This is a genomic window from Paenibacillus contaminans (assembly GCF_003285015.1).
Classification (GTDB): domain Bacteria; phylum Bacillota; class Bacilli; order Paenibacillales; family NBRC-103111; genus Paenibacillus_V; species Paenibacillus_V contaminans.
The window spans coordinates 78,698-104,700 of sequence record NZ_QMFB01000023.1; the positions used below are offsets into that span (position 1 = coordinate 78,698).

A 26,003-nucleotide genomic window follows, 5' to 3' on the forward strand; every position below is an offset into this window, starting at 1 on the left:
GCCCGATGGAATTTGGGGACTTATCGAATAACCGGATTCAACGATTATTCGTTCAGGTTCAGAAAAACATTCCGCATAAGGGTAACCCGATCGCCGTACGCGGCTTTATACGACACGATAGAGGCACTGGGACTCTCCCCTGCGCCTCTATTTTGCATAGATTTATACAGTATTGGGCCGATAGACAAAATCGGGTATAGTTAGAGAACATAGAGAAAGGGGAATATATTAGGTGAAGATTGATCTATTGCTCGTGGAAGACGATCCGGTCTGGCGAAAGATGCTCGCCCGTTTTTTGGACAACGAACCGGATCTTCGTGTCATACAGGCAGTTGGAACCAAAGAAGAGGCTGTGGCGTACTGCGCGAACAATAAGGTTGATGTGGTCCTGATGGACATTAATTTGACCGGCAATAATCTGGACGGCATAGAGGCCACGCTGGAGCTGAACTTAATGAAGAGTCCGGCCAAAGTGATCGCTCTGACCTCGTTAGACCGCGAGGACGTTATTATCGATACTTATACGGCAGGGGCAGTCCACTACATAAGTAAAAGCGATTTTCGCAAAATACCCGAAACGATCAGAAGCGTCTTCCACACCGTCTCCCCCCAGGAAATTTTGGTGAAGGACTATATCCGGCTTAAGGAAGCGGAGCAGTACAATAAGCTGACCTTGGCGGAGAGAGAAATTGTAGCCCTAAGCGAGGAAGGCATCGGCCGCACGCAAATGATCGACAAGCTGGGCAAATCGGAAGGTACGCTCAAAAACCAAATCTCGCACATTCTCCGGAAGTTTAAAGCCAAGTCGCTGAAGGAAGTGATTCGAACGGTCAAGAGCAGAGGGCTCGGCAGCCGGGAGTCGGATCGATGATTACTGCATTTGTGATCGCCGTCGTATTGGCTACAATCGTATTATGGATCAATCCCCGGGATTCGCGGCTAAGATGGTTTAGTATCGGTATCTTTGCGGCAAGCGCTTGCATCGCCATTTATTGTCTCGATCATTGGTATCCGCAGATGCCCGACATATGGGTCAACATTCTGACTTTCCTGACGGACGGGGCTTTTGCGATTTCGCTTGGCATGTTTGGCGCTGCGTATTCGGACTTGTTCCCCAAGAGACAACGAACTCGGCTGCTGCTTGCCGGTCTGCTGCTGCTTGCCATCGTCTGGCTGCTGACTCCCCTGACCCCGACACGCATGATCAACTACGACGGGTACAATGAAGTTCCTATGGTGTTGTTTGTGTGCGTCTGCTTAACTTTGGGCATCGTTTCGCTGATCGTCGCCTATAGGCGAGAGAGTCATCTTTATAAGAGAATCGAACGGTTATTGACGAATTTGCTGGCGCTGCCGCTTCTTTCCGGTGTGATGATCAGCTACGTGGTTTATGTTTTTGGGATCGACCTGTTTCAGTATAACTATATTTTAGCTATCGTGATCCTGATTTTGTTCCTTACGATTGGGGTCAAGAAGGGCATATTGGGCGTGAAAATCAAAATAGCGATGATGAAAGCGGACGCTTCGCAGGATGCGCTCAAAGGCGGCGCCGGCTTTATCAACCATACGATCAAAAATGAGGTCGGCAAAATCGATATCCTGCTGCACCAGCTCAAGCAAACCTTCGAAGCGAATCCCCCCCACTCGGGTCCGGCCGCTGCGGAGATCACGGAGATGGTTACGCTGGCCTCCGGCTCGGTGCTGCATATCCAGACGATGATGCGCAAAGTCAACGAGAAAATCAAAACGATTGAGGTCAAACTCGAAAAAAGCAATATAGCGCCAATCGTCGAGCATTGCCTGATTCAGCTGGAAAAGGTGTCCGGCCAGGACGTTTCCGTGATAAGAGAACTTCAAGCTGTACCCGACGTGTATATGGACCCGGTGCATATAAGGGAGGTTGTGATGAATGTGCTGGGCAATGCGGTCGAGTCGATGGATCGCCGGGGAGTTCTGACAGTCGCTTTGTCGGAAACAAGCAAAACCGTTGTCTTGCAGATCCGGGATTCGGGCAAAGGGATCGAGGCGGCGGCGCTTCCTTCTATTTTCGAGCCGTTTTTTTCGACCAAAAACGGCAGCGACCACTTCGGCTTAGGCTTGTACTACTGCCAAAATGTGATGATGAAGCACGGCGGCGCCATCGATGTCGACAGCTCGCCCGGGCTAGGATCCTGTTTTTATATTCGGCTGAAGAAATAAGCCGCTTGGCTGAAACCGCTCCTTGCGAGCGGTTTCATTTTTGTCAAGGCCTATAAAAGATGTGCCTTACGAACTATAAAACGGCCTGATATACTACCTTATATCTCGTTGAAAAATGAAGAATCATGTCGAAGGGGATGGATAATAAAATGAAAAATGTGCCGCAAATGTTCAAAAAAGTTGCTGTAACGACGGTATTGTCGACCTGCCTGGTCGGTTCTATGGTTAGTTCGGCTTTTGCCAGCGTTACCGCGGGCAACTTGGGCAACAAGGTTGGCAATGAACTGCTGGCCAATTTCACCATTACGGATGCTGTGGATACGGTTGTGCTGTCGTGGGACCAGGCTGCGCTTGAGAAGGATCCGAAGAGTTACACGCTGGCCAAAGGTTCATCCCAAACGGTCACCTACCACGTAAAGCCAGGTGCTGAAAATGACGATGACCTGACGGTGAGCGTACTGCTTAAGGTGCCGACCCTAAACGCTTCCACGATCGGTTCGCTTAAGGCAGGCGGGAATACGCTTAGCCTCGCTTTCACAGACGGCGGTTACAGCTATTACATTTTGAAGGAAGGACTTGACGTGGCAGTTGGGGCTGCTTCCCAGTCGGGCACATTCGATATTGCCTTTAGCCAAGTAAGCTCCTTGTTGCCACACCAGATCAGCCTGATTGCGATCAATGAAAATGCGCCTGCGCCTGTGGGCATTAAGTCTCTTACTCCGACTCTTGGATTAATTTCTCATCCTAATTTAAACCCCGAGCAGCAGGTTCAGGCGTCGATTACTTTCAATACAGCATTACCATTGGGGATGACTGGGACAGCTGTTGTAAAACTGGATGGTATTGAATCCTTTGACGTAGCCGGCAGCACGATTAGCTCGGGAGGCTTACCGATTTCAAACTTGACTTCGTACTGGAACGCGCAAACAAAGACGTTGACTTTTCCGGCCAGTCAGATGCTAGCGCTGCCGACTATCATCACTTTGAAGGATGCTAAGGCTAGCTCAACCGCGGGCAGCTATTCGATCAAAGCTTCCATAGACTTCGACGGCGTAGGAACGCTTTATTCACCTAGTGACGAACTTAGCATTCCATTTGTGATTAATTATCCAGGCTGATAGACGGAAGGTGAAGGTATGCTGCCCAAATTGAAGCGGAACACGCAAATCGCTCTGTTCGCCTTGTTGATTCTGGCGGTTGTGCAAGGTTCGTTCTTCCGCACGGCTGCCGCCGGGAACGCACCCGTACAGCTTAATATTGTCTCGAACGAGCTGACGGCAACGTTCAAGGTTACCCAGCCGTTAGGGGAAAGTCCGGCAACGCCGTCCTCAACCGTTGAGGAAATTACCGTTACGGTAGATATGGGGGACGGCTCGGAAGTATCCAGGGCAACGATCAGGCGTACAACCGCTGCCAACGGCAGCAAGCATGACCAGATTGTCTTCAACGTCGAGCAAGCGAAGCAAACCGTCGAAAGAGCCAATGCCTCCGGGCAAACGACGGCGCGGATCGTCATTCCGGATGCGAAGGACGAAGTGTCGCAGCTTGACATTACGATTCCGAAGGATGCCGTGTCCGAGCTGATTCAGGGCGGATTGAATCTGGAGATCTATACGGATAACGCCAAGATCCTTATTCCGAACAGCTCGCTTATCGGGCTTGAGGGCGATGTGTATTTCCGGGTTGTGCCGATTAAGGACGAGACGGAGCGGCAAGAGGTCGAGGACCGGGCGCGGGTCGAACGGGTTGTCAAAGAGGTGGCCGGCGATCAGAATGTTATCGTTGTGGCGCGTCCGATGACGATCGAGACCAACTTGTCCAGTCGGGCCGTAGACATTGTGCTGCCTCTGCTCGCCGTGGTTTTGCCGACGGACGAAGCGGAGCGCGCGGCATTTTTAGAAGACCTCGTGATCTTTATCGAGCATAGCGACGGAGATCGGGAGCTGGTCAAACCCGAGGTGCTGGATTACAAGACCGGGCTGTTGGGACTGAAATTCAGAGTCAATAAATTCAGTACCTTTACGATCTTGAATATGGATACCGCAACTGAGCACAAGTCCTATATGGAAGGGTATCCAGACGGGACGTTTAAGCCCGACAGAGGCATCAGCCGTGCGGAGATGGCGATGATTCTGGATCGGCTGGAAACGGGCGCTGCACAAGATGCAGGAGGCGCAACCGCATTTTCCGATGTAGCTTCCGGCCATTGGGCGAGCTCGGCGATTCGCTCGGCGAGCGCAAGCGGTGGTCTGATGACCGGCTTCTCCGACGGAACGTTCAGACCCGAGCAGACGATCACCCGAGCGGAGATTGCCGCGATCGTCAGCCGGTGGCTTGAGCTGCACGGAAACGCACCCTCAACCTTTAACGATGTTGCAGGCAATGAGGCGGAGAAGGAGATCGCGCTTGTCCGGCAAGCGGGCCTCATCGAAGGGTATCCCGACGGCTCGTTCCGGCCGGATCAGCCGTTAACCCGTGCCGAGGCCGTTACGCTGATCAACAAAATCCTCAAGCGAGGATCGCTGGAGTGGACAAGCCCGACATGGAGCGACGTTCCGTTAGCGCACTGGGCTTTTGAGGATGTGGAGGAAGCGTCGCGTACGCACCGGCATCCGACCATACAATTCAAGTAGCCTAATTCAAATACAAGAGGACCTCAAAACCCGCTTCTACGCGGAGATGAGGTCCTCTTGTCGCATTACCTGCCTCCGCCCTGCTTAGCCTCCTAAGATTATTGAGCTTGGCGTTCCGAATGTTCCAAAAAGCCGAAGCCGCGTCCCACGCAGGCTGGAAGGCTGTAACAGGCCGCCGGTCTGCGGCCTGCTGCAGCCCTTTTGAAACTTTCTACAAGATCGGGGAGCTGTAGTGCAAGAAGGCCTCTGCCTGTGGCGATAACCGGTCGTTCGTGCGAGTGCAGCACGAAATCGGATTGACGGCGGCGGCATCCGGAACCTCGAGCTTCGCCAGCGCCCCTGCCGCAATATGCTCTTGAATTTCCAGAGAAGACGCCAACGTTACCCCAAGACCGGCAATAACGGCTCGTATCGTTTCTTGCGGGCCGCTGAACTGGAGAGCGGCCTCAGGAGGCGCAATGCCTCTGGCCCGGCATAGAGCAAACAAGGTATCCCGAGTGGAGGAGCCCGGTTCGCGCAGAACGAACGTTGTGCCGCGAACGAGTTCGCTTAGCGTCACCGGTCTGCCGACGAGCGGATGGTCCGGCGTTGCGACGATCGCAAGCTCATCCTCAAGCAGCAGTTCACAACGTACGTCAGGCGGAAACGTCCGCATGCTGCCGATGAAGGCGATATCCGCTTCGTAGCGGAGCAACCGTTTGCAAGCGGTCTGCGCATTGCTGGTCAACACCGTACAGGCTATATCCGGGTAGTCGAACCGAAAGCGGGCCAGCATCTTTGGCAGCAAAAAGTTCGCGGGCAAGTAAGTGGCTGCCAGCTTAAGCGAACCTGAGCGTCCGGTGCGAACCGCCTCCATAGAGGAGGAGATATTCGCCTCCAGTGCGAATAAGCGGTCCGCCTGTGCCGCTAACCACTGACCTGCTTCGGTCAGTACAACCCCTCTGCCCTGCGGTCGGGTGAGCGGCAGACCGTGCTCTTTTTCCAGATTGCGAAGCTGGATCGTAACAGCCGGTTGACTGATGTGCAGCTCCTCGGCCGCGCGTGTTACGCTGCCCAGTCTGGCGATCGAATGGAATACCCGCAGCGCATGCAAATTCAATCCAGCTACCCCCTATTTCATAAATTTAATTTATGCAAACTAAATTAATATATATTATTTTTATTAGTTGTTGTGTTCTATTGTAGAAGTAGATTGAAGCGAATGTAAAGGGGCGAAATGTAATGGCATGGAAATCACCGGCGATTGACGGCAAAACTGCCGATTGGGATGGAGAGGAACTGCGTAGATTATTCGACCAACGGCTTGCGGAGAGAGGAACAGTATGGGCGAGCGGCGTGTGGAGATACAAAGAGCTGATCGCACCTGAGCTGCCGATGGAATCGCTCGTCACGCGGGGAGAGGGAAACACCGGGCTGTACCCGCTGGAAGCGGCGGCCCGATATGCCGGAGTTCGGCGTATATGGATGAAGGCGCAAAGTGAAAATCCAAGCGGTTCTTTCAAAGATAACGGAATGGCGGCAGCCGTTTCCCATGGGCTTTCGATCGGCCGGCGCGTATTTGCATGCTCGTCTACAGGCAACACCTCCGCTTCGCTGGCGATGTATGCGGCTTGGTGCGGGGGGACGGCTTACGTGTTCGCGCCGGCACGGCATGTGGCTGCCGCCAAACTGCTGCAGACGGCCGCTTTCGGAGGAAAGCTCGTCAGGTTCGAGGGGACGTATGATGACGGCATAACCTTCCTGGAACGGCATGCGGAGGAGCTTGGCCTGTATGTCTGCAATTCCGTTAACCCCTATCGCATTGAGGGGCAGAAAAGCATTGTGTTCGAGATTGCGCAAAACTTAGGCTGGCAAATGCCCGATTGGATTGTCGTGCCTGGAGGCGCGCTTAGCAACGTGTCCGCGCTTGGCAAGGGGCTCGAAGAGCTGCTGGCCTGCGGACTGATTGACCGGATTCCCCGTATTGCGCTCGTGCAAGCGGAGGGGGCAAGCCCGTTTCACCGCATGGTGGAGCGAGGGGATGAGCGGCTGGTGCCGGAGCCCAAGCCATACACGCGCGCTAGTGCGCTGAACATCGGCAATCCGCCCAGCTGGCCGAAAGCTCTGCACGCGCTGCAGGTTACGAAAGGTGTCACGGTAGCGGTTTGCGACGGAGAAATCATGGAAGCGAAAGATGTGCGATCATGACAACCATGATCGAAAGGTTTCAGCTAAAAATAGGCCTCCCTCCTGCCGATATAGGACTATATGACCAAAAATCCTTGCAGTTGTTAGGATCGTAGTCAATTCAGCTCTTACCATCGCTAGAGAATAAATACTAGAGGAGATTGATCAGCCTTCATGAGACGATCCGGACGGCTTCGGATGCGACGCTACAGCGATCATCATAAATATTCTGGAGAGGAAGTAAAGCCGATGACCTCCGCAACTAAAGTCTTCGGAATTTTTTTCTCGCTTTTCCTGCTTCTCTATGTCCAGCCCGCATATGCCGATGAACGCTCATTCCAGATTCGCGAGGTTACCGTTCATGCCCGTATCGACGGCGACGGCGATATGCATGTTGCCGAGGTAGACACGTACCATTTTGATGGGGCTTTTAACGGGATTATCGTCGACCTCGACAGCTCTAAGTCAGACGGGATCGATGATTTTCAAGCTTTCGAGGTTTCAGGACAGCAGGATATCCCTCTTCGTTCCGAGTTGTCTAGCGATGGGGACAGGCTCCAGTATAAGGTCTATAGTCAGTCTGAAGACGAGTCCAAAGTATTCCGCTTCACGTATACGGTCAAAAACGTCGTGCAAGTTTATGCGGATACAGCCGAGTTGTACTGGAAGTTTTTCGATGAGAGAAATCCAAGTACGCTGGAGACGGTGAATATTGATATCGAGCTGCCTGACGGTGTTAGGCGGGACGAGGTCGCCGCATTCGGGCATGGGCCGCCCCAGGGAGTCGTAGAGCTTGAGAACAACGGCAATGTCCGGTATCGGGTCAGCCCGCTGCCGCCCGAGGAGCTTCTGGAGGTACGGATCTTGTTTCCCGGCTCTTATGTTCCTGACAGTACGAGGATAAGCCCCGACTTTATGCTTGATGCAATTAAGGAAGAAGAGCGGAACTGGGCGGACAAGTCCGGTGACGAAAGCGTCTATGGCGCCCTCGCCCTGCTGATTGCGAATCTGATTGCCGGGATTTATGTCAAATTCGGCCGTACGTACAAGCCGGAATGGAAGGGCGACTATTATCGCGAGCTTCCTGGCGATGTGACGCCTGCTGTTGTTGCCTATTTGATGGAGTACCGCGTGAAGCCTAAGGACCTTATGGCCACAATGGCCGATCTGGTAAGGAAAAAATACGTCGATATGCAAGTGGCTAAAGGAGGGGATCAGAAGGATTACGCCTTCCGGCTGTTGGACAACAGGAGGGATGGGCTGCAGCCGCACGAAACGATGCTGATCGACTGGTTCTTCGGAGAAATGGGACGCGCCGGAAAGGTGTCGCTCTTGGGCATTCGCAAATATGCCAAGTCAAAAGAGAATGCGAACGCTTTCAATGAGCGGTGGTCAAAGTGGCAGGACGAAGTCGCTCAAGTTGCACACCGGCTCGGCTATATTGACAATCAGAAATGGCTGCGCCGACTGGTCCAAATCACTATTATCGTTCAGTTTTTCGGTTTGTGGTTTTTGGCGCCGGAGGATTGGAGATGGCTGATGTTTTGCTCGCTCCCCCTGCTCTTCTTCATACCGAAAAGCCGGCGAAGAACTAGGACGGGACAGACCGAATTTGTGAAATGGAACGCGTTCAAGCGTTTCTTGCGCGACTATAGCCGGATTGCATCGCGCGAGCCAATGGCTGTTCACTTGTGGGAGCATTACTTCGTATATGCCGTTCCGTTGGGGGAAGCGAAGAAGATGATAACCATTACCCGGTTGAAGGTGCCCGGCGCGAGGCAAGCTGGTCCCATTATCGACAATTCCTACTTCTATCATTGCGATTATTGGATCGAGTCGTTCAAACAGACGATCAACGAGGTAAACCAGTCCGGCCGTTCTTCTTCGGATGATTCCGGCGGCTCGTTCTCTTCCGGCGGTGGAAGCGGCGGCGGCGGCGGCGGGCGCGGTGCTTTTTAGGCAGTGTGAGGTTCGCATCATTTATTCTAAATCGTTCGACGAAATGGAGAAAACGACTCCGCGGATCAAATTTTAGTCCTCCTTTGCTGCGGTTAAGCCTGCAAACCCCTTTCTTCGTATGGCAAAGGAGGACTTTACTCCATCACGCCTTGGCGCATTTCCTGCTCGGTTCTCCTTTTCGGAGAAAAGCTCGGTTCACTCAAAGTTTTCTCTGGCGAAATGGCCGGTTTGAAGATTTCCTCAAGCAATTTGCTCCTTAATGAGTCACGCCTTAATGCATGGCTATCAAGGTGACGCCATTCGGATTCGAAAGTGTGCCGCCTTGATCCAGTACGTTGGCTGCCGTCTGATCGGCGTAGGAAGCATCGAACCAAGTCTTGGTAACACTGTTCGACGAGGAGATAAACGGCTGTATGCCTGCAGTTCCATCCGGATTGTTAAACATGCATTGCTGGAACCAAACGTTCGAGCCTCCGGCTCCCTGATCTTCCAATTTAATAGCTACTTGAGCATCGCTTGTTACATTTTTCTCTACACGGCATTGTATAAATTCCGTCACTCCGGAGCCGGCAGATGCCGGACGTCTGACTATGAGCTGGGCTGCCGGCGAAAGCTTCATGGTTGTCGAACGGAATTGAACTCTGCCGTCCGTTTGCACAAAAACCGGTACAACAATGTCACAATCCTGAATGGTAACATTTTCGACGGCTTGGGTATGCCCTAAAGTTAAGCCGGTATAGGACACAATTTTGCAAATGAAAACTTGGCGCAGCGTCTCCGCCTTGAGCCATGATTAAATATCCGGCGCGATCGGAGCTGCCGTCAAACGCCATCATGACTTGGGTATTAGTAATGTGGAACGAGTCTTCGCTATTTGCAGCCGATGAACCTCCCCTACTTACTCTTCGCTTAAAAGTAGGGGTTTCTTACCAGCCATACCGTTATCCTCTGCAAGCAAATAGGTTGGCTACTTGCTTTCGCTTTACACGGAAATCTAACGGCATGGTTCAGTAAGCAACANACGGAAATCTAACGGCATGGTTCAGTAAGCAACACTTTTACAAGTGGGTGGGTACTCACCTTCTACTACTTCCCGCTGAACTACGCGATACGTAGATACTTGATCGTTTGCGTTTCGCCCAAATACCGGATTTCTCCATGCAGATACTTGGACAATATGCCTTTGCTCCCGTGTACATCCCGATGTTCGTGATAGCCACAGGAACAACTGTAGATTCTTGCAGAGGACTTCTTCCTTCTGCCGCAACAAGGACATTGTTGACTCGTATAGCTCTCGTCAATCACTTTGATGCTTGTTCCATGTTCTTCAAGCTTGTAAGCCAGCTGCTTCCGGATTTTACCGAAGCTCCAGTTGGACAGCTTCTGACTCACGATCTTTCGCTTCTTCTTTTTCGTATGGCGCTGCACGCCTTCCACTTCCCCGATCACCACTTCTTTGACGTCGCTTTCCACGCACCACTACACGAATTGCTTTGTCGTTTTGTGGATGACATCCTGCAATTGACGCTCGCTTTTGCCGAGTACGTACATTTTCGCCTTCTTGTACGTTTTCCATTGCCGGCTGCCTTTCTTGCATTTGCTCATCAGCTTCTGAAGCTCGGCCAGCTTCTTGTTCCGGAGCCGGTGGATGCTTCTTGCTTTCCTTCCCGTTATCACGATCGACTGGTTTGCGGTCGTCGTGGCCGCAACCGAGTGGATTTCGCCCAGATCCACACCTGCAACTTCGCGGCCCTCGTTAACCGCAGCCGTTTTCCCATCGTCAAAGCTTAATGACACCATCAGCTTTCCGTCAAACACAAGTTCAATTTCTTTGATTGCGGCATCCGGTATGCGGGGAACAAGGATCGTAATCGGCTTCTGCCGCTTACCGTTCTGGTTCCCTAGACTCAAGGTTATCGCATTACCCTCTATTTTGAACGCTTCGTCTACCCATTTGGTGTTGAAGTACTTCTTGTTTTTGTAGGGGTATTTGGGATTCGATCCTTGGTTTTTCGCTTGTTTGGCGCTGTTTCTGGCAAACAGATATTTGTGGCAAACCGCCTGTACGGACTGCGAGTGCAAGGGGTATTGGTGTTTCAATGCCGCTTGAAGTGCCGTCTTCCCGATCCATTTCCCATAGTGCTGTAGGGAATAGTTCTTAGCGACGATCAGACACCGGTTCCAAATTTCCGCCGATACTCGGTTGCATGCAAACAGCCGATCCAGATCGGCTCTTGATGCTTGAAACGCCGTTTTGACACATCGGGATATGTCGCTCTCCCCTCCTTCCCTGGATTTGCGATTCTACTTCGCGAAGCCTGTCAAACTCCGTCTTGAACAATGCCGGCATCCGGTACGTTTGCCATTCGGTCGTTCGGCATCCGCTTGATCGTATTCGGACTTGTCCTTACGTTCCGCCAGCATCTGATTGTAGAGAAACCGAACACTGCCAAATGTTTGACGAATCATCGACTCTTGCTCGGTTGTACCGATAAGCCTTATTCATACACTTACCCCCATAAGCAGATTATACCACAAAAAAGGGAATGTATGTTCCTATTTCTTCCAGCAAACAACATAACAAAATGCATCGATTCATCACCCAACTACACGCTCACTACGTGAGTATGGTAGTTCAGAAATCGGGGACTTCTCGGCTCTTAAGTTAAATATGCGCCGAGCCTTTCGAACAGGGCTGATTTTATATTTCAATCCTGTACGGCGTCCGCTGCCGAAATAAGCTTCGTCTCGGGAACGTAATTGGAAAGAGCGGCAGGCAGCTGTTACGATTGAGGGATGCGTAAGCATGAATAATGCGAGGGGCTCCCCCCCCGCCGGGAACCGCTACAAACCCGATATGGGTATTGTTTTCGGCCAAGCATTGGGAAAACGTTACATTCTCGGATTGTTCCGACCAAAAGCCCGCATTGGATTCTGCCCCGCCAAACATAACGAAAGCATGATGCCCGTTGCTCGCGAAGTATTGTGAGTAGGAGACATTATGTACGCCAAGATCGGTAACAAAACCAATGCGCGTGTAATCTTCCGCAACACAGTTAGTAAATTTGACGTCATGTGACTTCTGAACGTGCCGCCGCAATTGATTGGCCTCGCAATTCCGCGATTGTCGTATACTCGACGATGTTCATTGCCATCAAATCTTTAACTTTGTTTTTCTTCTCTTCCGGCGCGGCGGCATACGCTTGTCCTGCCCCGTTCAACAGGCTGCTTGACGCCATCCCGATGCCGGCAGCCCCTATCGATGCCAGCAGTTTGCGGCGGCTGATCAAGCTTTCCTTCTCCCTGCTCCCGTTACCCAACTTCTCTTCACCTGCATTCATATTGCAAGCCTCCTCACTGGAATTGGATAAAACCGACATGCATCTTTTCGAAGTCAGTACCGTTAATCACTAACATGATACCGCTTTCAATTCCTTGCCCGCGCCTGCCCATCCCCCTTTCTGTGCAAAAGGATTGTTCGAACGACTTCCGCTCCTCTTCCCTCCTTTGTCGTGCTTGCGGTACTTGTAACTCCATTTTACTGCATAAGAAAAGACGGCCGAGAGAAGCCGCCATCATTAAAAAGGGACAATTTTACAGACTCTTCTAAGCGTAACCAATGGATCGGTTAATAAAAGTGCACCTTTCAGCGGATCATTTTAGTACCATACCGTTTATCCGGCTTGGCGAAATGGTCGGCTGGGGCATTTAATGCCGAGCCTGACCCGGTTGGCGAGCCTTGTCTTCACCGCTACTACTAGCCTAGCAGCTATCCGTTCGTCACACCGACCGATACCGGCAGTTCCTAAGCTCTAATTCGACATTCGGATTTCGATGCGAGGCGGAATTTGCAGTTCTTTACGAGGCTCCCTTATCGGCTTGATGGCTCTTGTTTCGACGACCATCTCCAAGACGACATTCCGGTACTTCCTCACATCGTTCATGATCTCGCTAATCGGCGTGTTCTCGTATACTGCCCGATCTACGAAAAGCGTAATTTTTTCCGTAAGCCAGTCGCCTCTGTATCCGTAATCCGCGCGCCAGTAGTAAGGCTGAGAGAAATACCCGAATGATTGCAGGAAGTATTGCTTGACATGCGTCGGGTCTTCGTAAGCATCGTCGCTGGACCCGTACGGCAAGCGAAACACAGCCGTAGCGCCCGGTTTGGCGATCCGGTGCAGCTCTTGCATTAGAGGCAGCGTGTTGCTTATATGCTCCAACAGGTGGCTTGCCAAAAACGTATCGATGCTATCATCCTCGAACGGCAACGGAGTCGATGCGCAATTATTCAAATCCGCAACGACGTCTACCCCGGGCACGTCCACGAAATCCAAATTGATCCAACCCGGCAGAATGGTTCTTCCGCAACCCAAATGAAGCTTTTTCTCCAACATGCTCAGCCCCCGTAATCTTTTTCGGCTCGTTATCCGACTCAAAAATAAAGCGCAATATTGCGCTTTCTCAGCGTAATCTAAACGACTGCTTACCGCAACTTTTTTGTCGAAAAATCGCTATAAGCAGCCGTTACTTCTTATAGCGGCCATTATGCTGCACGTACGGCGAAATCACGATGGGCAGTATTCGCTTATCTGACGTGCAGAATAATGGAATGACTCTCTTGGCTTGCGTCCAGCTTCCCGATTTGAAAAATATTGCCGCAGGAACAGGTGTTTGGTATGATAAATACTAATTTTGAAAATGAGCTTAACCGAATAATCGTCTGCAGAAGCGAGGAATTAAAAATGTTTACTGTATTTATGAAACAATTGGGCGGCCGAACGGGCTCATGGCTGGCGGCGATGGTCGTAGCACTGGCGCTTCTTCTGGCCGGCTGCGGGACTGCAAGCGTCGATCAATCGCCAACCGTCAAGCCGTCAAGCCCTTCGGCATCCGGCTCCGGCCAGACAGATCAAAAACAGCAGCCTTCCAATTCTCCGAAGTCATCCCAGAATCCGAAGGCCTCCGAAGAGCCGAAAGATTCCCAAGCTCCGCTAACCGGCTTTAAGGATGTGTCGGATTATATTCGAAAGCACAACAAACTTCCGGCAAACTTCATTACCAAAAAAGAAGCCGAGAAGCTCGGCTGGGAGCCTGCCAAAGGAAATCTGGATAAAGTGGCGCCCGGTAAAAGCATCGGCGGCGACCGCTTCGGGAACAGGGAGGGCCTGCTGCCCAATGCGAAAAACCGGATTTGGTACGAAGCGGATATCAATTATAAGAAGGGGACGCGCGGTGCGGACCGGATCCTCTATTCGAGCGACGGCTTGATTTATATGACCACCGATCACTACAAGTCATTTAAGGATATTACAAAGGAAGGCAGTGTCCCCGAATGAGTAAAGTTGTGGAGCTTAGACAGTCGGAAGCGGATCGTCACGCGAACGTTCATGATTGGCTGAAGCGGAAGCTTGACTTGCCCGAATGGTACGGAGCGAATTTGGATGCGCTATGGGATTGCGTCACCGGACATCTGCCTACACCGCTGCATATCAGATGGATTGCAGACTCCGAGCACAACAAACGTTATTCCGCTATAGTCGAGGTTTTTCAGGATGCTGCCGATCAGTATGAGGAAATAAGCTTCGATTACGTGCCTGGCCGCGAGCGACAAGGCTGAACGGCAAACATATATTGTAAACGAAGGATATCATGTGCTAAAATAACTTCATTCCTAGGAACGGAGGGTTGTCCTAACAATGGGTGCTGTAAATTATAACAGATTGCGTTTTGTCGCTTTGTGCCACTAACTTCATAGTGAACAAAGGCTCTGCCTGCGCGCGGAGCAAAACGGAATCGGTCTGCCCATTTTAGGATATCCTGCTGCATAGACGGATAGTGAGGGACAGCGTGTCTGTCTCTTTTTTGCGTGCTCAAAAAGGCGTACTTTTCGTCATTGCATCTAAAAATCCGGCTATCTGTTGTCCTTGTCGACTCAAGGACAATGGTTTCTTTGAATGCGCATAACAGTTCGTCCCCATTCCCGTTGTTCCGCCGCAGGCATACGTCTGCGGTTTTTTTGTTTGGGCCGCGGGCATTAACGAAAAACCGGGAGGAACATGTCAATGCGCAGACAGAACAAGAAGCATAGAACAATAAGAAAATGCAAATCGGGACCCAATTTTACTGGGCAGCATCTGCTTCATAATCCGAAAACGATCAAGCAGCTCATCGAAACGGTACGGCTTCAGCCGACCGATACCGTGCTTGAAATCGGTGCAGGCAAGGGAGTCATTACTTTCCCGGTCGCCGAGAAAGCCGGTAAAGTGATTGCGGTTGAAATTGACGCGGATTATGCTGATTTATTACGCGAAAAAGCGAAATGCAGCCCCCATATTACAATTATTCAAACGGATATTAGGGAGATGCGTCTGCCTGCAAGACCCTTTTGCGTTGTGGCGAATATTCCGTTTTCCATCACGACCGCGATACTTGAAAAACTTCTGGGGAGCGAAGGCAAAGCCTTTCAAAGGGGGGCGCTGATTTTGGAAAAAGGAGCGGCGCGAAGGTTTACGGAACACGCTACGTCGGATCCGCGATTGTTGATGTGGAGAATGCATTTTCTGTTCGCAATGATAACGGTTGTGCCTCGCACGCACTTTGCCCCGCCCCCTCGCGTCGATGCGGCTATCATACGAATAACCCGAAGGGATCGCCCTCTCGTGCCTGCCAAAGATAACACGAGATTCCTTGCATTCGCGGCATATGTCGTGAGACAATCTCGGCTGTCGGCGGCTGAAGCGCTTAAGGGTATTTTTACACCGGCTCAGCTGAAAAAGGTATTAATGAGTGCAAATGCGGACCGCGAGCAGCCGGTCGCCTCGTTATCGCCGGAGCAGTGGGCGTCTCTCTTTCATGCCATGCTCCAGCATGTTGCGCCGTATCGTTGGCCGAGACTGTAAAGCCCTTGCTCTCGATCGGTTGCGCGGGTATAGTGGAACCGCCCCCTACTCGATTATAATAAACATAAAATCTGGAAATCCAACCGGGAGGTATTCGATGATTTATGCAGTCAGACATGGACAAACCGATCTGAACAAGGAAGGCAGGCTTCAAGGAAGATCCGGTCTGAGGATACGCGGGATTTTGTCAAAAGGGTATTTTCGTTTATGCACGATCTTGAAGCCGAATACGGCGGAAGGAATGCGAATATTCTCATATCTGGACACAGATGCACTACAGGCTGTATAGGCGCCTATTTTAACGGTATCCCGGAAGACGGCAATGTACTTCGGTTTTCATCCGATAACGGCAAATACAAAGTATACGCGTTCAAAGGGAAATAACCGTAACTCGTAACGCTCTCGCATTCGCCCAGGAACGCCGGCTTGCGGAGACTTTGTGTTCTCCAATCCGCAAATCCTAATAGCATAGCCGATGCATCATCCCAAATCTATCATGTATCATTTGCCTGAAAGGTGTCCATTCGATGCAAAAGTTCAATTGACTTCGCTGACAATTGCCCTTTATATTGTAATGGCGGACAATTGTCCGGCCAAAAATAATATGACGCCTTCAACCCCTTATATGTCTGCCTGCCAGCCAGAAAAAAACAACAGGATCGTCAGCGCATGAAGAGTTGAACACGGGAGGAGTGAAAGAGGATGGAGCAAACGACATTGGCGGGAGATTCCCAGCCGGAATTCCGTATGACCAGCATACTGGTTCCGCTGATCGCTATTATCGCAGGCTGCTTCATGGTTATTCTCGATACGACGGCAATGAACGTCGCCCTATCGAAGCTGGTTGTCGATTTCAACACGCAACTGCCTACTTTGGAGTGGACCGTTACCGGGTATATGCTGGCAACCGCATCCGTCATACCGCTTGCGGGATGGCTGTCGGACCGTTTCGGGGCGAAAAACGTATTCCTTACTTCGATCATCTTGTTTACGATCGGCTCGGCCTTATGCGCGACGCCGAACAGTGCGGAGTGGCTGATCATTTTCCGCATTATTCAAGGCCTTGGCGGGGGGTTTGTCATGCCCGTGGCAATGGCTTACGTCTACAGACTCAGCCCGCCGAACAAAATCGGCGCGGTTATGGGAATGCTCGGCATCCCGATCCTATTCGCGCCGGCAATCGGCCCGGTCTTATCCGGCTGGCTGGTGGAATATCATTCTTGGCGCTGGATTTTTCTCATCAATATTCCTGTCGGTATCTTCAGCGTCCTATTCGGCATGTGGAGCTTACCGAAAATCGGCAAGAAGGATGTAGCCGGCTTCGACCTGCCCGGCATGCTTCTCGGACCGCTCGCATTCGCCGCATTGTCATATGGCGTGAGCGAAGGCGCGCACAGCTGGACCTCCGGCAAAACACTTACGGGCATCATCGTCGGGACGATCGCCCTTATCGCTTTTATTTTTGTAGAGCTGCGTGCCAAAACGCCGCTGCTTGAGCTGCGCATTTTCAAATCCGCCGATTTCTCGTTTGCAATTTTCGTACAATGGATCGTGCAATTTTCCTTGTTCGGCGCGATTTTCTTATTGCCTCAGTTCCTGCAACAAGCAAGAGGATTCGGAGCGTTCGACACTGGATTGACGCTTTTCCCTCAGGCGCTCGCTTCGGCTTGCATGATGCCGCTAGGCGGCTTTCTGTTCGACAGAATCGGCGTACGATGGCTTGTCGTCATCGGCCTTAGTCTCGTATCCGGCGCGATCTACCAATACACGTTCCTAGATTTGACGACGGAGAGTAAGGATCTTCTGCTCCCGCTTATCATGGCCGGCGGCGGGATGGGGCTGATGATGATGCCGCTAAACTCGCATTTGATCAGCAAAGCGCCGCGCGATTTGGTCAGCCGTGTCACCTCCGTAACCAACGCGCTTCAGCAAGTCATTACTTCACTTGCCGTAGCGACCGTCGTGACGGTTCTGACTTCGCGGATGAAGACGCTCGCGGCCGAGAGTCCTCCCGCCCCAGGAACAAGCCAGGCCGACGCGATGAAAGCGATGGCCGCGCTCGCGCCGAAGGCGTTCGATTATACGTTCGGCGTCATGCTCGTTGTCGCCATGTGCGGCATCGTACTGGGACTGCTCCTCCGGCGCGGCAAAAAGCCGTCTGATGACAGCGCGCAGAGCGCGAAACCGGAGCTCGCCGCCGACGGGCTTCATATGGGTTGACCGCAATTGCGTTTGAAGTCAATCTTGCAGACTTTGGCAATATATTTCCCCCACAGGCTAGGGGCTGTAACAGCATGCTGCGAAGCAGGCTGCCGCAGCCCTTTTTTTACTGCTGAATATAGGGGGCCTTAACGAATTGATCGGGCGTTAAATGCCGCATAGAGGATGCGACGAAACGTACTTTTCGTCCAGCAGCGCGTCATCACCGTATTCGCGAATCCATATGCACAGCCATAACGCCGCAGCTTGTTTTCTTCCCCGCCGCCTGATAGAACTCCCATTTGTTAGAGGTAATCTACATATCAGACTGGGTCGACTGCCTGTTGCATGTCAACGCTTATCCTTTAAAGGTGTAAGCATTTGATCGTGCAACGGGTAGTGATCCTCATTATAAGGCAAAGCTTATTATTCGTGAGGCAAACCTCACTATTTCAAACCGAAAATCCGTGTTTTGGTGAGATAATGAGGCAAACACAACTATTAGTGAGGCAAACGAAATTGATAGTTGCGTTTGCCTCACTGATGGGAGAGAACGAGCATTTAACCTGCGAAATAGTGAGGATAGCCTAATAAACAATAAGGTTTTCTCCACTAATCGTACGATTCGTGCACAACCATTACGATAGCCGTGTTTGCTTTCGTAACCAGGTCATCAATTCCTAGTTTTAGACTTGAAACGCTTTTAGACTTGAAACGCGACTAGTACCTTGACCGCGTATGATCTAAGGTTTTCTGCCCGCGCTTTTCATGAGAGAATCCGCAGTGGAAAGGGCGGGTTCGTATAAGGCCACGAGCACCCAAACCTTGCATTTCATGCGGTCAACGTACTAGCCTCAAACCATTTCCTCCAATTCTTTCGTCAAGGCAGCCAGTGTCTTCGTTCGCTCATCGGCTTCCTGCCGGTCGTATAATAACTGCTCCAGGAATTCCCAAACATCCTCCAACTTACGTCTTCCCTTATAAAACCGCAGAACGTCGGGCTGCGGAACAAAATCGGGGTATCGCTTTCGATAAACATGTAGAAACGTATCGTAATAGGGCTGATCGACTAGGAACATAAAATCCGCCTCGACGGGTGCCAGGCGCAGCCCCTCCCAATCAATTAGGACGAGTTGTTCTTCCGTTTGCATCATATTCCAATGATGAAGATCCGTATGACACAAAACGTTTCGCAAAGGACGCTGCCGCAAGTCCCGGGACAGCTTTTCCATTTCGCTAATCAATTGATTCGTTTGCTCCGTATACCGGCTCAGTACTTCGCCCAAGTCCGATGGAACTGGCGATAGCTGCCCTGTCAGAAGCTGCTTTATTGGTCCGACAAAGGGAAGATCAAAATCTTCTTTGAGCCGCTTTGTATGTACCGGCAATTGTTCGTCGTGCGAATGAAGCTCTGTAATAATGTCCGAAAGCTGCATCGCCTGATTGTCCGTTAAATCCCGGGGACCGATTGTCTCTCCGTCGATATAATCATAGAGCAGAAAAATACCGTCATCGTTCGAGCATAAACAGCTGCCAGCCTTTGTTGCAAGGGGAACGGGAATTTTGCCTTTTAAGCTGCTGTGATTATGGAGCCAGCTCAGGACAGGGACATACTCGTTAATCAGCGCTGTCCATTTCGGAGTGGACGCTCTGCTTTTCTCGTACATTTTCAAGAAGTAAGAGCGGTCGCCCGCAATCATCTTATAGGCTAGCGAGGACCATCCGCCTTGCTGCGGAGTAAGTTGGGACACCTTCAGCCCATAATGCTCATATATCGTTTCCTCGATTTTGTTCATACGTCCTCCGGCATAATGTTTTCCGGTTTAGTATATCGCAAATTCGTCCTACGGTCACAATGTAACGGATGTCGTTCCTTTATTTTTTGTACCGTTTCACCAATAATTCGGCTATCTCTTCCGCTTGGGCGATTGTGGTTATGGGATCTCAGTACCAGTACCGTTCGGAATCGAACCCGTACGACAAAAATGGAGCGATTCGTATGAATTGTATCATATGTTCATAGGCGTGTATGCCGGAGACGGCGGTAATCAGAGTGCGGAGGAAATCTGTTCTCCGTCTTTCATAAGCCGGGAGCGGACTCCGATTTTTCCCGTTGAAAGCAGCTGCAGCGACGCCGGAACGCAACCGCAATCGGACAGTCCGGGCTTTTTCCGCACCGCGCGCCTCCCGGCGCGCGGTGCTTGGTCACACGTCGGCGGTCAAACCTAGTACGGGTTGTTATTGATAGGCGCCGGCTTCCGTCACGCCCCTCCACGACTCTCTTCTATAAACCATACTTTAGTATCTGCAAGGCGGAATCGTTTAGCAGCTATAATGCATGTGAATGTGCGCGGAGATTCGTTCGCCATATACCAACCGGCAAGCTGACTAGGAGGGGAACAATGGATGCCAATCGCAGGTCCGCACTTTTTGCGGGCGTACTGTTTGTATTCGCTACGGTTTCGTATATTTCAGGGAATGCCATAATTGAATCCGTTCTGAGCGCTCCCGATTATCTTCAAGATGTGTATTCAAAGAAAAACCAAATCGTCCTGGGCGTATTGCTTGAGTTTATTAATTCCGCCGCTGTGGTCGGAATCGCGATCATGCTGTATCCCGTCTTAAAGCAGCATAATGAAAAAATCGCCATAGGCTACGTAGGCTTTCGGGTGATTGAGGCCGCGCTCCTGATCGTCGGGACAATCGGTCCGCTTTTGCTCATCGGGCTTAGTCAAAAATATATCGCGGCGGGCGCCCCCGATCACTCCTATTTTCAAACAATCGGCGCATTGGCGGCGGAAGGAAGCTTATCGGCTTTTCAGTTGGCCATGCTCGCGCTTGGTCTGTACAGCCTTTTTTTCTGTTATTTGCTGTACCGGTCCAAACTCGTTCCGCGATTCCTATCCGGCTTGGGACTCTTCGGTTATGTATCGTTGTCTGCCAGCGCCATCATGGAGCTTATGGGTTATAATGGCATGTATTTATACGCGCCCGGAGCCTTATTCGAAATCATCTTTCCGCTCTGGCTGATCGTCAAAGGGTTTAACTTATCCGGAAGGACATAATCGTCACGCAGGACATCCCAAATCGTTATTTCGTACCTCTAGATGGGTTTTAGAAAATCATAAGCCCCTCACGATATCGTCAATGCAGCGGCTATTTGCTATAATACCCTTATTGAAAATCATTATCAATTACAAAAGGGTGAAAAAGATGCCCCTATCCCCTGCTGCCGGCGAAACGAAATCGGAAATGTCCCATACCTTCTATATGCTTGTGCGTTTGAACGGATTAAACGGGCCGGAGCGGCACGATGACCGGGACGAAACGCCGCCGCTTCCACGCATCCTGATCGTTAGCGGCGGGAGCGGAACCGTTCGGATCAACGGGCGGCAGCACCCGCTGTCCCGCGGAAGCGTATTGCTGTGCGATGCCGGCTTCCAGCCGGTACTTCAATCGGAGCCGTACTCCTTATTGAAGGGCATCCAGCTTGTTTATCGCGGCATTACGGCGGACGGTTCTCCTCCGCAGATCTTGGAGTATGATTTGCCGCTGCACCTTGGTTCGGCCGGCATTGTCAGACTGGCTGAAGAGCTGGCGGCCGTCTGGCGAGAGCCGCAGCTCGGGGGGCCGTTCCGGCCGCAGCAGCTGTTCACCGAGCTGCTCGCGGAGCTGCATCGGGAGCTGACGATCCGGGAACAGCCCGAGCAGCCTGCGAACGGCTGGTTTGATCAGGCGCTTCAATATATGGAGGAGCATTATTGCGAGGATCTGACCCGGGAGCAGATGGCGGAGCTGGCCAAAGTAAGCCCCGAGCATTTTTCCCGCACCTTCCGCAAGCTTACCGGGCGCACGTTTAATACCCATCTGACCCTGCTGAGGATTCGCAGCGCCCAGATACGCTTCCTGACCGGGGCGCCGGACTTGAATACGCTGGCGCAGGAGGTCGGATACCGGGAGGGGTGTTATTTAAGCCGCAAATTTAAAGAAACGGCAGGGCTGTCCCCCACCGCTTATAAGCGCAAACGCAAACGAATTGCCGCGCTGAATCCCAATCATACCGCCAGCCTGATCGCGCTTGGCGTCACCCCCGAGCTCGGCGTTTATACATCCTGGCTCGAGCAAGAGCAGCTCAGCCGATCGGCGGCTATCGGGCCTAAGCTGAATCCTTACGAGATGAGCCCTGACGCTTACATGGAAACGGTCTCCGCGGCGCGTCCTGACGTCATTATCGACTACGGCACCGGTGCGGAAAATCGCAGCCTGCTTCCGATCGCTCCCGTGGTACAGCTGCCTTTTAAAACGATGAGCTGGCGCGAGCAGTTTCGCCTGATCGGCGACATAGCGAACAAACGGCAGCAGGCCGAAGATTGGCTGAGCCGCTACGACGAACGGATCAGCGAAAGCAATCTGCTCCTGGATCGCGAGCTTGGCCGGCGGGAAGCGAGGGGAACCGCCATCGTCTGGGAAATCGGCCTGGGATCGGCTTATTGTATCGGCAGCAGCTTCGGCAGAGGATGCCAAATTCTATACGGCGACCTCGGCTTTCGCCTCCCCTCCCGGCTGCAGGAGCAAGGCATCTTCACGCGCGGATACGTCGAAGCGGATATCGAAGCCATCGCCGACTATTCGGCCGATCATATTTGGATTACCGACGTGCCTGCCGATCCGGCTGTTCGACAGCGTATACGGCGGTTATTCCGCTCCGAAGGCTGGTTGAACCTGGAGGCCGTGCGCCGCAACCGGGTCTACTTGCTGAACCAGTCCGAATTATTTTACGGCTACGATCCGATTTCCTCAAAGGCGCAGCTTCGCGAGCTGCTTCGGACGCTCGTGCCGCATCATAAAAGTACATGAGCGCACATCATTTTTAGGCATAGCCAACTCCTGTCCGACACGGTAAAGTATTAGTTGAGAATGATTATCGTTGTTGATAGGGAGGCTAAACCATTGTTTTTGCAGCATACTTTTCCGCCACTCCGCACATATCGTCTGTCCGTCATCGTTTCGCTTCTATTTCTCTTATTGGCGCTCTCCGGCTGCGGAGCCGCCGGGCCGAGCGACGGCCCCAATGACAGCGATAACGTCAAAGCCGCACAAGCTTCCGACGGCAAAAACGGCAGCTCGCCTTCGCCGAACGATAAAGACGCCGGAAAGACGGCCGGCGATTCCGCTCAGCAGACGGCCAAGATGAAAACCGTATCGACCGTTAAAGGGGACATCCAAATTCCGGTTCAGCCGCAGCGGATCGTAGCCGAGGAATATTTGGGCAGTTTGATCGCGCTGAACGTTATCCCTGTAGGCGCTCCCGGATTGACGATCAAAAACTATTATTTCAAGGAGGCGCTTGCCGGCATCGCCGATACCGGCGTTTACGGCAAGCCGTCCGCCGAGAACATCATCGCCCTTAATCCCGATCTCATTATTACCGGCAACGGAGAAACCTACGATGTTCTTAGCAAAATCGCGCCGACTCTGGTTATCCCTTACGGAGACTTGAAAAACGTCCATCAGGAGCTCGCTTACTTCGGAGACTTGCTCGGCAAGGAAGACAAAGCCAAGACCTGGCTGGCGGAATACGATCGGCGCATTGCCGCAGCCAAAGCCAAAGTCGATGCCGTCATCCCTGCCGGCGCTTCGTTCTCCATTATGGAGGACGGCGAGAAAACGACATGGGTATACGGCGATAACTTCGGCCGCGGCGGCCAGCCGGTATATCAGGCGCTTGGCCGCAAACCCCCGGCCGAAATCGCCGATACCCTCATGGAGAAGCAGTGGGCCGAATTGTCGGCCGAGCTGCTTGAGAAGTATGCCGGTGACTATATCGTGATGACCTCGAACAACCGGACGGCGGAGGATTTTAAAGCCGACCCGATCTGGCGCAATCTCCCGGCCGTGAAGAACGGGAATCTCTACGTTTGGCCCGAGGAACGGTCCTGGTATTACGACCCGCTAGCCGTACTGGCTCAAACCGAAGAGCTGGCCGAATGGCTCGCCAAGCATGGCAAATAATACGCATTTACCAGCCGCCGTGTGGCCTAGCTCCGCGTGCCGGGAGTCGCGCATCGCGGGGAAACCGGCGTTCCGCCTCATGACAACAAACTCCGGACGGGATTTTCCCGCTCCGGCTTTTTGGTGTCGGTCGGTAGTCGTCGGCGCAACCGCTTCGCTCGGTCAACTACTCCGGCGTCCAACCTCCACTAGGCATTCGGTATGATCGTGCTGTCTGTGAGGCATCTTATGCCATTAGTGCAACCTCGAAGTTGCACTTAAATCTCATACAGCCTATAATAAGTGCAACTGGAAAGTTTCACTTAGGAGGCGAATCGATTGGAACAGTTGACGGTCGTGCGTACGATTTGGATACAGGCTTCGCGGGAACGGGTTTGGGCTGCCGTTACGGAAGCGGAGCAATTGTCACGCTGGTATTCTCCGGGATCCCCGTGGGAAATCCCTTCTTTGAAGGTTGAAGCTGTAGTTTTGTTTCATCACTCGCCCAATCGTTACCACAGCGGTATGGAAGTTGTCACCTTGCGGGCAACGATCGAGACGGTGGATCCCCTCCACAGGTTTGCAGTCCGCTGGGAGTACGAGGAGTCGGACGTAGACATGGTCACTACCTTCATTCTCACCGAAGAAAACGGCGGGACGAAGGTAACGATAACGGAAACCGGATATGAAACGCAACAGCAGCTGAAGCAGACGGAGGAAGGCTACGGCATGTCTTTGGAGAACTTGAAGGCCCATATGGAGGGAAGGGAGCTTCCTTATTGAACGCTGAGCGTATTTTTACCGCCATCGCCGATCCGGTTCGAAGAGAAGTGCTGGAAACTCTTGCAAAAGACAGCCCCAAGACGGCAACCCAATTGGCCGCAGTTTTCCCGATAACGCGTCAAGGCGTTCTCAAGCATTTACATGCGCTCCAGGAAGCGGGATTGGTTACAGTCCGGCAAAGCGGTCGGGAGAAACGCTACTTCCTCACTCCCGAGCCGCTTCGCGTATTGGAAAACTGGGCGAAATCGGTAGGAACCATGTGGGACGAACGCCTGCCGCGCCTGAAGGAAATGCTCGAAAATGAATAATGCGTTAGGACGGCGTATGCAGGAAGCGATTTCCTATGCACCGAAAGCGTGAACGCCGGGGCGTCGGACAAGCGACTCCGAAGCGTATCGCCAAAAGCAAGTAGACCCGCAGGGATGAAAGGCTGTGACACTTTGCCGTTATGCAGGCTGTCACGGCCTTTTTGGGGTTTCCCGGGTTTCGCGGGTTTCGCGGGTTTCGCGGGTTTCGCGGGTTTGGCAGGTTTCGCCGGGTTTGGCGCCCGCCATAGCCGGCAGTCCGTTAAGGATTAGTCGCGGTCCATATTCGACTTAAGCTCGTTAAGCCTTTCGGCTGCTTCCATCACCTCTTCAAGCTCACGGTCGGACAGCGGCAAATGCTCCGCTTTTTCTATAAAAGCTTTCGCAGTATGCAGCTCGTCCACGGAGGCGGCGACATCGGCCCGCAGGACATAAGCTTTATAACGAAGCGTTACCGGCGCCTCCTCGGCTTTCGAAAACACAAGATCCAATACTCTGGCAGCGTCTGCGGGCTCGTCTTTGGCATAGGCCAGTTTGTATGCCGTTTCGAACGCATTCGAAAACTTCGACGGACGCGCCTCATCGTTTCGATCGTTCGGGATTTGTCCGGGAGAGGCATGCTTCTGACCGATCAATAGGCGGTTTCCTGCAGGATCGATAAGATTGAATCTCCGGTCCTCCGCAAGATTGTTGACCTTGGTTATTCTTGGATAGCCCTTCGAGGGGACCTTTTGATAAGCCCTTTTGAGATTTTCGCAAAACTCCTTGTACAGGGCATCCACGTCAGTGACGCTTACGTAACACATGCTGTAAGAATTAGACGGCTCCAATTGTTTCAGCACAAAAAAGTGTATCTCCATCATGCGGTG

The 26,003-nt window shown here is 52.1% G+C and carries 24 protein-coding genes and 1 pseudogene; 16 read left to right on the forward strand and 9 right to left on the reverse strand.

The genetic code is table 11. The annotated features are described in order from the left end of the window. Positions 1–232: 232 nt before the first annotated feature. The 4 genes from DQG23_RS29800 to DQG23_RS29815 all read left to right on the forward strand — a co-directional run bounded on the left by DQG23_RS29800 (position 233) and on the right by DQG23_RS29815 (position 4,832). On the forward strand, positions 233–871 hold the full coding sequence (locus tag DQG23_RS29800; protein ID WP_113034697.1) for a response regulator transcription factor: 639 nt from the start codon (positions 233–235) through the stop codon (positions 869–871). Further along, positions 868–2,199 carry a sensor histidine kinase gene (locus DQG23_RS29805; protein WP_113034698.1) on the forward strand — a complete coding sequence of 444 codons (1,332 nt, stop codon included), beginning with the start codon at positions 868–870 and terminating at the stop codon, positions 2,197–2,199. Before DQG23_RS29800 ends, DQG23_RS29805 begins: the two co-directional genes overlap by 4 nt. 137 nt (positions 2,200–2,336) lie before the next feature. Further along, positions 2,337–3,317, forward strand: coding sequence for a hypothetical protein (locus DQG23_RS29810; protein WP_146762408.1), 981 nt, complete (start codon positions 2,337–2,339; stop codon positions 3,315–3,317). A gap of 18 nt (positions 3,318–3,335) precedes the next feature. After that, positions 3,336–4,832, forward strand: a complete 1,497-nt coding sequence (locus DQG23_RS29815) for an S-layer homology domain-containing protein (protein WP_113034700.1) — start codon at positions 3,336–3,338, stop codon at positions 4,830–4,832. A 211-nt stretch (positions 4,833–5,043) separates the two neighbouring features. On the opposite strand, the gene DQG23_RS29820 is transcribed toward DQG23_RS29815, so the two are convergent. Further along, complete coding sequence (locus DQG23_RS29820; protein WP_113034701.1) at positions 5,044–5,931, reverse strand: LysR family transcriptional regulator; 888 nt, start codon at positions 5,929–5,931, stop codon at positions 5,044–5,046. A 122-nt stretch (positions 5,932–6,053) separates the two neighbouring features. Between DQG23_RS29820 and thrC the strand changes: the two are divergent. After that, positions 6,054–7,004, forward strand: a pseudogene (gene thrC, locus DQG23_RS29825) (threonine synthase); the annotation flags it as partial. Positions 7,005–7,172: 168 nt separating this feature from the next. Continuing rightward, the gene (locus DQG23_RS29830) at positions 7,173–8,957 is read left to right on the forward strand and encodes a DUF2207 domain-containing protein (protein WP_113034703.1); all 1,785 of its coding nucleotides are present in this window, start codon (positions 7,173–7,175) and stop codon (positions 8,955–8,957) included. Between the two features lie 271 nt (positions 8,958–9,228). Here the strand turns inward: DQG23_RS29830 and DQG23_RS41925 are convergent, their stop codons facing one another. The 6 genes from DQG23_RS41925 to DQG23_RS29860 all read right to left on the reverse strand — a co-directional run bounded on the left by DQG23_RS41925 (position 9,229) and on the right by DQG23_RS29860 (position 13,351). After that, positions 9,229–9,516, reverse strand: coding sequence for a hypothetical protein (locus tag DQG23_RS41925; protein WP_146762409.1), 288 nt, complete (start codon positions 9,514–9,516; stop codon positions 9,229–9,231). Between the two features lie 542 nt (positions 9,517–10,058). Then, entirely contained in the window at positions 10,059–10,430 is a 372-nt protein-coding gene (locus tag DQG23_RS43145; protein ID WP_238178106.1) for a zinc ribbon domain-containing protein, read from the reverse strand. 6 nt (positions 10,431–10,436) lie between these two features. Next, positions 10,437–11,057, reverse strand: coding sequence for a transposase (locus DQG23_RS43150; RefSeq protein ID WP_238178107.1), 621 nt, complete (start codon positions 11,055–11,057; stop codon positions 10,437–10,439). A 204-nt stretch (positions 11,058–11,261) separates the two neighbouring features. After that, entirely contained in the window at positions 11,262–11,459 is a 198-nt protein-coding gene (locus DQG23_RS43855) for a helix-turn-helix domain-containing protein (RefSeq protein ID WP_420330260.1), read from the reverse strand. A gap of 569 nt (positions 11,460–12,028) precedes the next feature. Then, positions 12,029–12,298, reverse strand: coding sequence for a hypothetical protein (locus tag DQG23_RS29850; protein WP_113034706.1), 270 nt, complete (start codon positions 12,296–12,298; stop codon positions 12,029–12,031). Between the two features lie 471 nt (positions 12,299–12,769). Beyond that, positions 12,770–13,351 (reverse strand): class I SAM-dependent methyltransferase, encoded by a 582-nt coding sequence (locus DQG23_RS29860; protein WP_113034708.1) that lies wholly within the window; start codon positions 13,349–13,351, stop codon positions 12,770–12,772. 363 nt (positions 13,352–13,714) lie between these two features. Between DQG23_RS29860 and DQG23_RS29865 the strand changes: the two genes are divergently transcribed. The 5 genes from DQG23_RS29865 (at position 13,715) to DQG23_RS29885 (ending at position 18,076) form a co-directional block, all read left to right on the forward strand. Beyond that, positions 13,715–14,293 carry a ribonuclease domain-containing protein gene (locus DQG23_RS29865; RefSeq protein WP_420330261.1) on the forward strand — a complete coding sequence of 193 codons (579 nt, stop codon included), beginning with the start codon at positions 13,715–13,717 and terminating at the stop codon, positions 14,291–14,293. Next, positions 14,290–14,574, forward strand: a complete 285-nt coding sequence (locus DQG23_RS29870) for a barstar family protein (protein WP_113034709.1) — start codon at positions 14,290–14,292, stop codon at positions 14,572–14,574. The genes DQG23_RS29865 and DQG23_RS29870 overlap by 4 nt, the downstream gene beginning before the upstream one ends. Positions 14,575–15,019: 445 nt before the next feature. Next, on the forward strand, positions 15,020–15,856 hold the full coding sequence (erm, locus tag DQG23_RS29875; RefSeq protein ID WP_113034710.1) for a 23S ribosomal RNA methyltransferase Erm: 837 nt from the start codon (positions 15,020–15,022) through the stop codon (positions 15,854–15,856). A 159-nt stretch (positions 15,857–16,015) separates the two neighbouring features. Further along, positions 16,016–16,240 carry a hypothetical protein gene (locus tag DQG23_RS29880; RefSeq protein ID WP_238178113.1) on the forward strand — a complete coding sequence of 75 codons (225 nt, stop codon included), beginning with the start codon at positions 16,016–16,018 and terminating at the stop codon, positions 16,238–16,240. Between the two features lie 318 nt (positions 16,241–16,558). Beyond that, complete coding sequence (locus tag DQG23_RS29885) at positions 16,559–18,076, forward strand: DHA2 family efflux MFS transporter permease subunit (RefSeq protein WP_113034711.1); 1,518 nt, start codon at positions 16,559–16,561, stop codon at positions 18,074–18,076. Between the two features lie 833 nt (positions 18,077–18,909). Here the strand turns inward: DQG23_RS29885 and DQG23_RS29890 are convergent. After that, complete coding sequence (locus DQG23_RS29890) at positions 18,910–19,851, reverse strand: phosphotransferase family protein (protein WP_113034712.1); 942 nt, start codon at positions 19,849–19,851, stop codon at positions 18,910–18,912. Between the two features lie 606 nt (positions 19,852–20,457). Between DQG23_RS29890 and DQG23_RS29895 the strand changes: the two genes are divergently transcribed. The 5 genes from DQG23_RS29895 to DQG23_RS29915 all read left to right on the forward strand — a co-directional run bounded on the left by DQG23_RS29895 (position 20,458) and on the right by DQG23_RS29915 (position 25,137). After that, complete coding sequence (locus DQG23_RS29895) at positions 20,458–21,120, forward strand: DUF4386 domain-containing protein (RefSeq protein ID WP_113034713.1); 663 nt, start codon at positions 20,458–20,460, stop codon at positions 21,118–21,120. 148 nt (positions 21,121–21,268) lie between these two features. Continuing rightward, positions 21,269–22,912, forward strand: coding sequence for an ABC transporter substrate-binding protein (locus DQG23_RS29900; RefSeq protein ID WP_158560761.1), 1,644 nt, complete (start codon positions 21,269–21,271; stop codon positions 22,910–22,912). Positions 22,913–23,005: 93 nt separating this feature from the next. After that, on the forward strand, positions 23,006–24,067 hold the full coding sequence (locus tag DQG23_RS29905; RefSeq protein ID WP_238178108.1) for an ABC transporter substrate-binding protein: 1,062 nt from the start codon (positions 23,006–23,008) through the stop codon (positions 24,065–24,067). 318 nt (positions 24,068–24,385) lie between these two features. Then, positions 24,386–24,829 carry an SRPBCC domain-containing protein gene (locus DQG23_RS29910; RefSeq protein WP_113034716.1) on the forward strand — a complete coding sequence of 148 codons (444 nt, stop codon included), beginning with the start codon at positions 24,386–24,388 and terminating at the stop codon, positions 24,827–24,829. After that, a complete protein-coding gene (locus DQG23_RS29915) occupies positions 24,826–25,137 on the forward strand; it encodes an ArsR/SmtB family transcription factor (RefSeq protein ID WP_113034717.1) in 312 nt (103 codons plus the stop codon). Before DQG23_RS29910 ends, DQG23_RS29915 begins: the two co-directional genes overlap by 4 nt. A 266-nt stretch (positions 25,138–25,403) precedes the next feature. Here DQG23_RS29915 and DQG23_RS29925 read toward each other — a convergent pair whose 3' ends face one another. Continuing rightward, positions 25,404–25,976, reverse strand: a complete 573-nt coding sequence (locus DQG23_RS29925; RefSeq protein ID WP_146762410.1) for a VOC family protein — start codon at positions 25,974–25,976, stop codon at positions 25,404–25,406. Positions 25,977–26,003 lie beyond the last annotated feature (27 nt).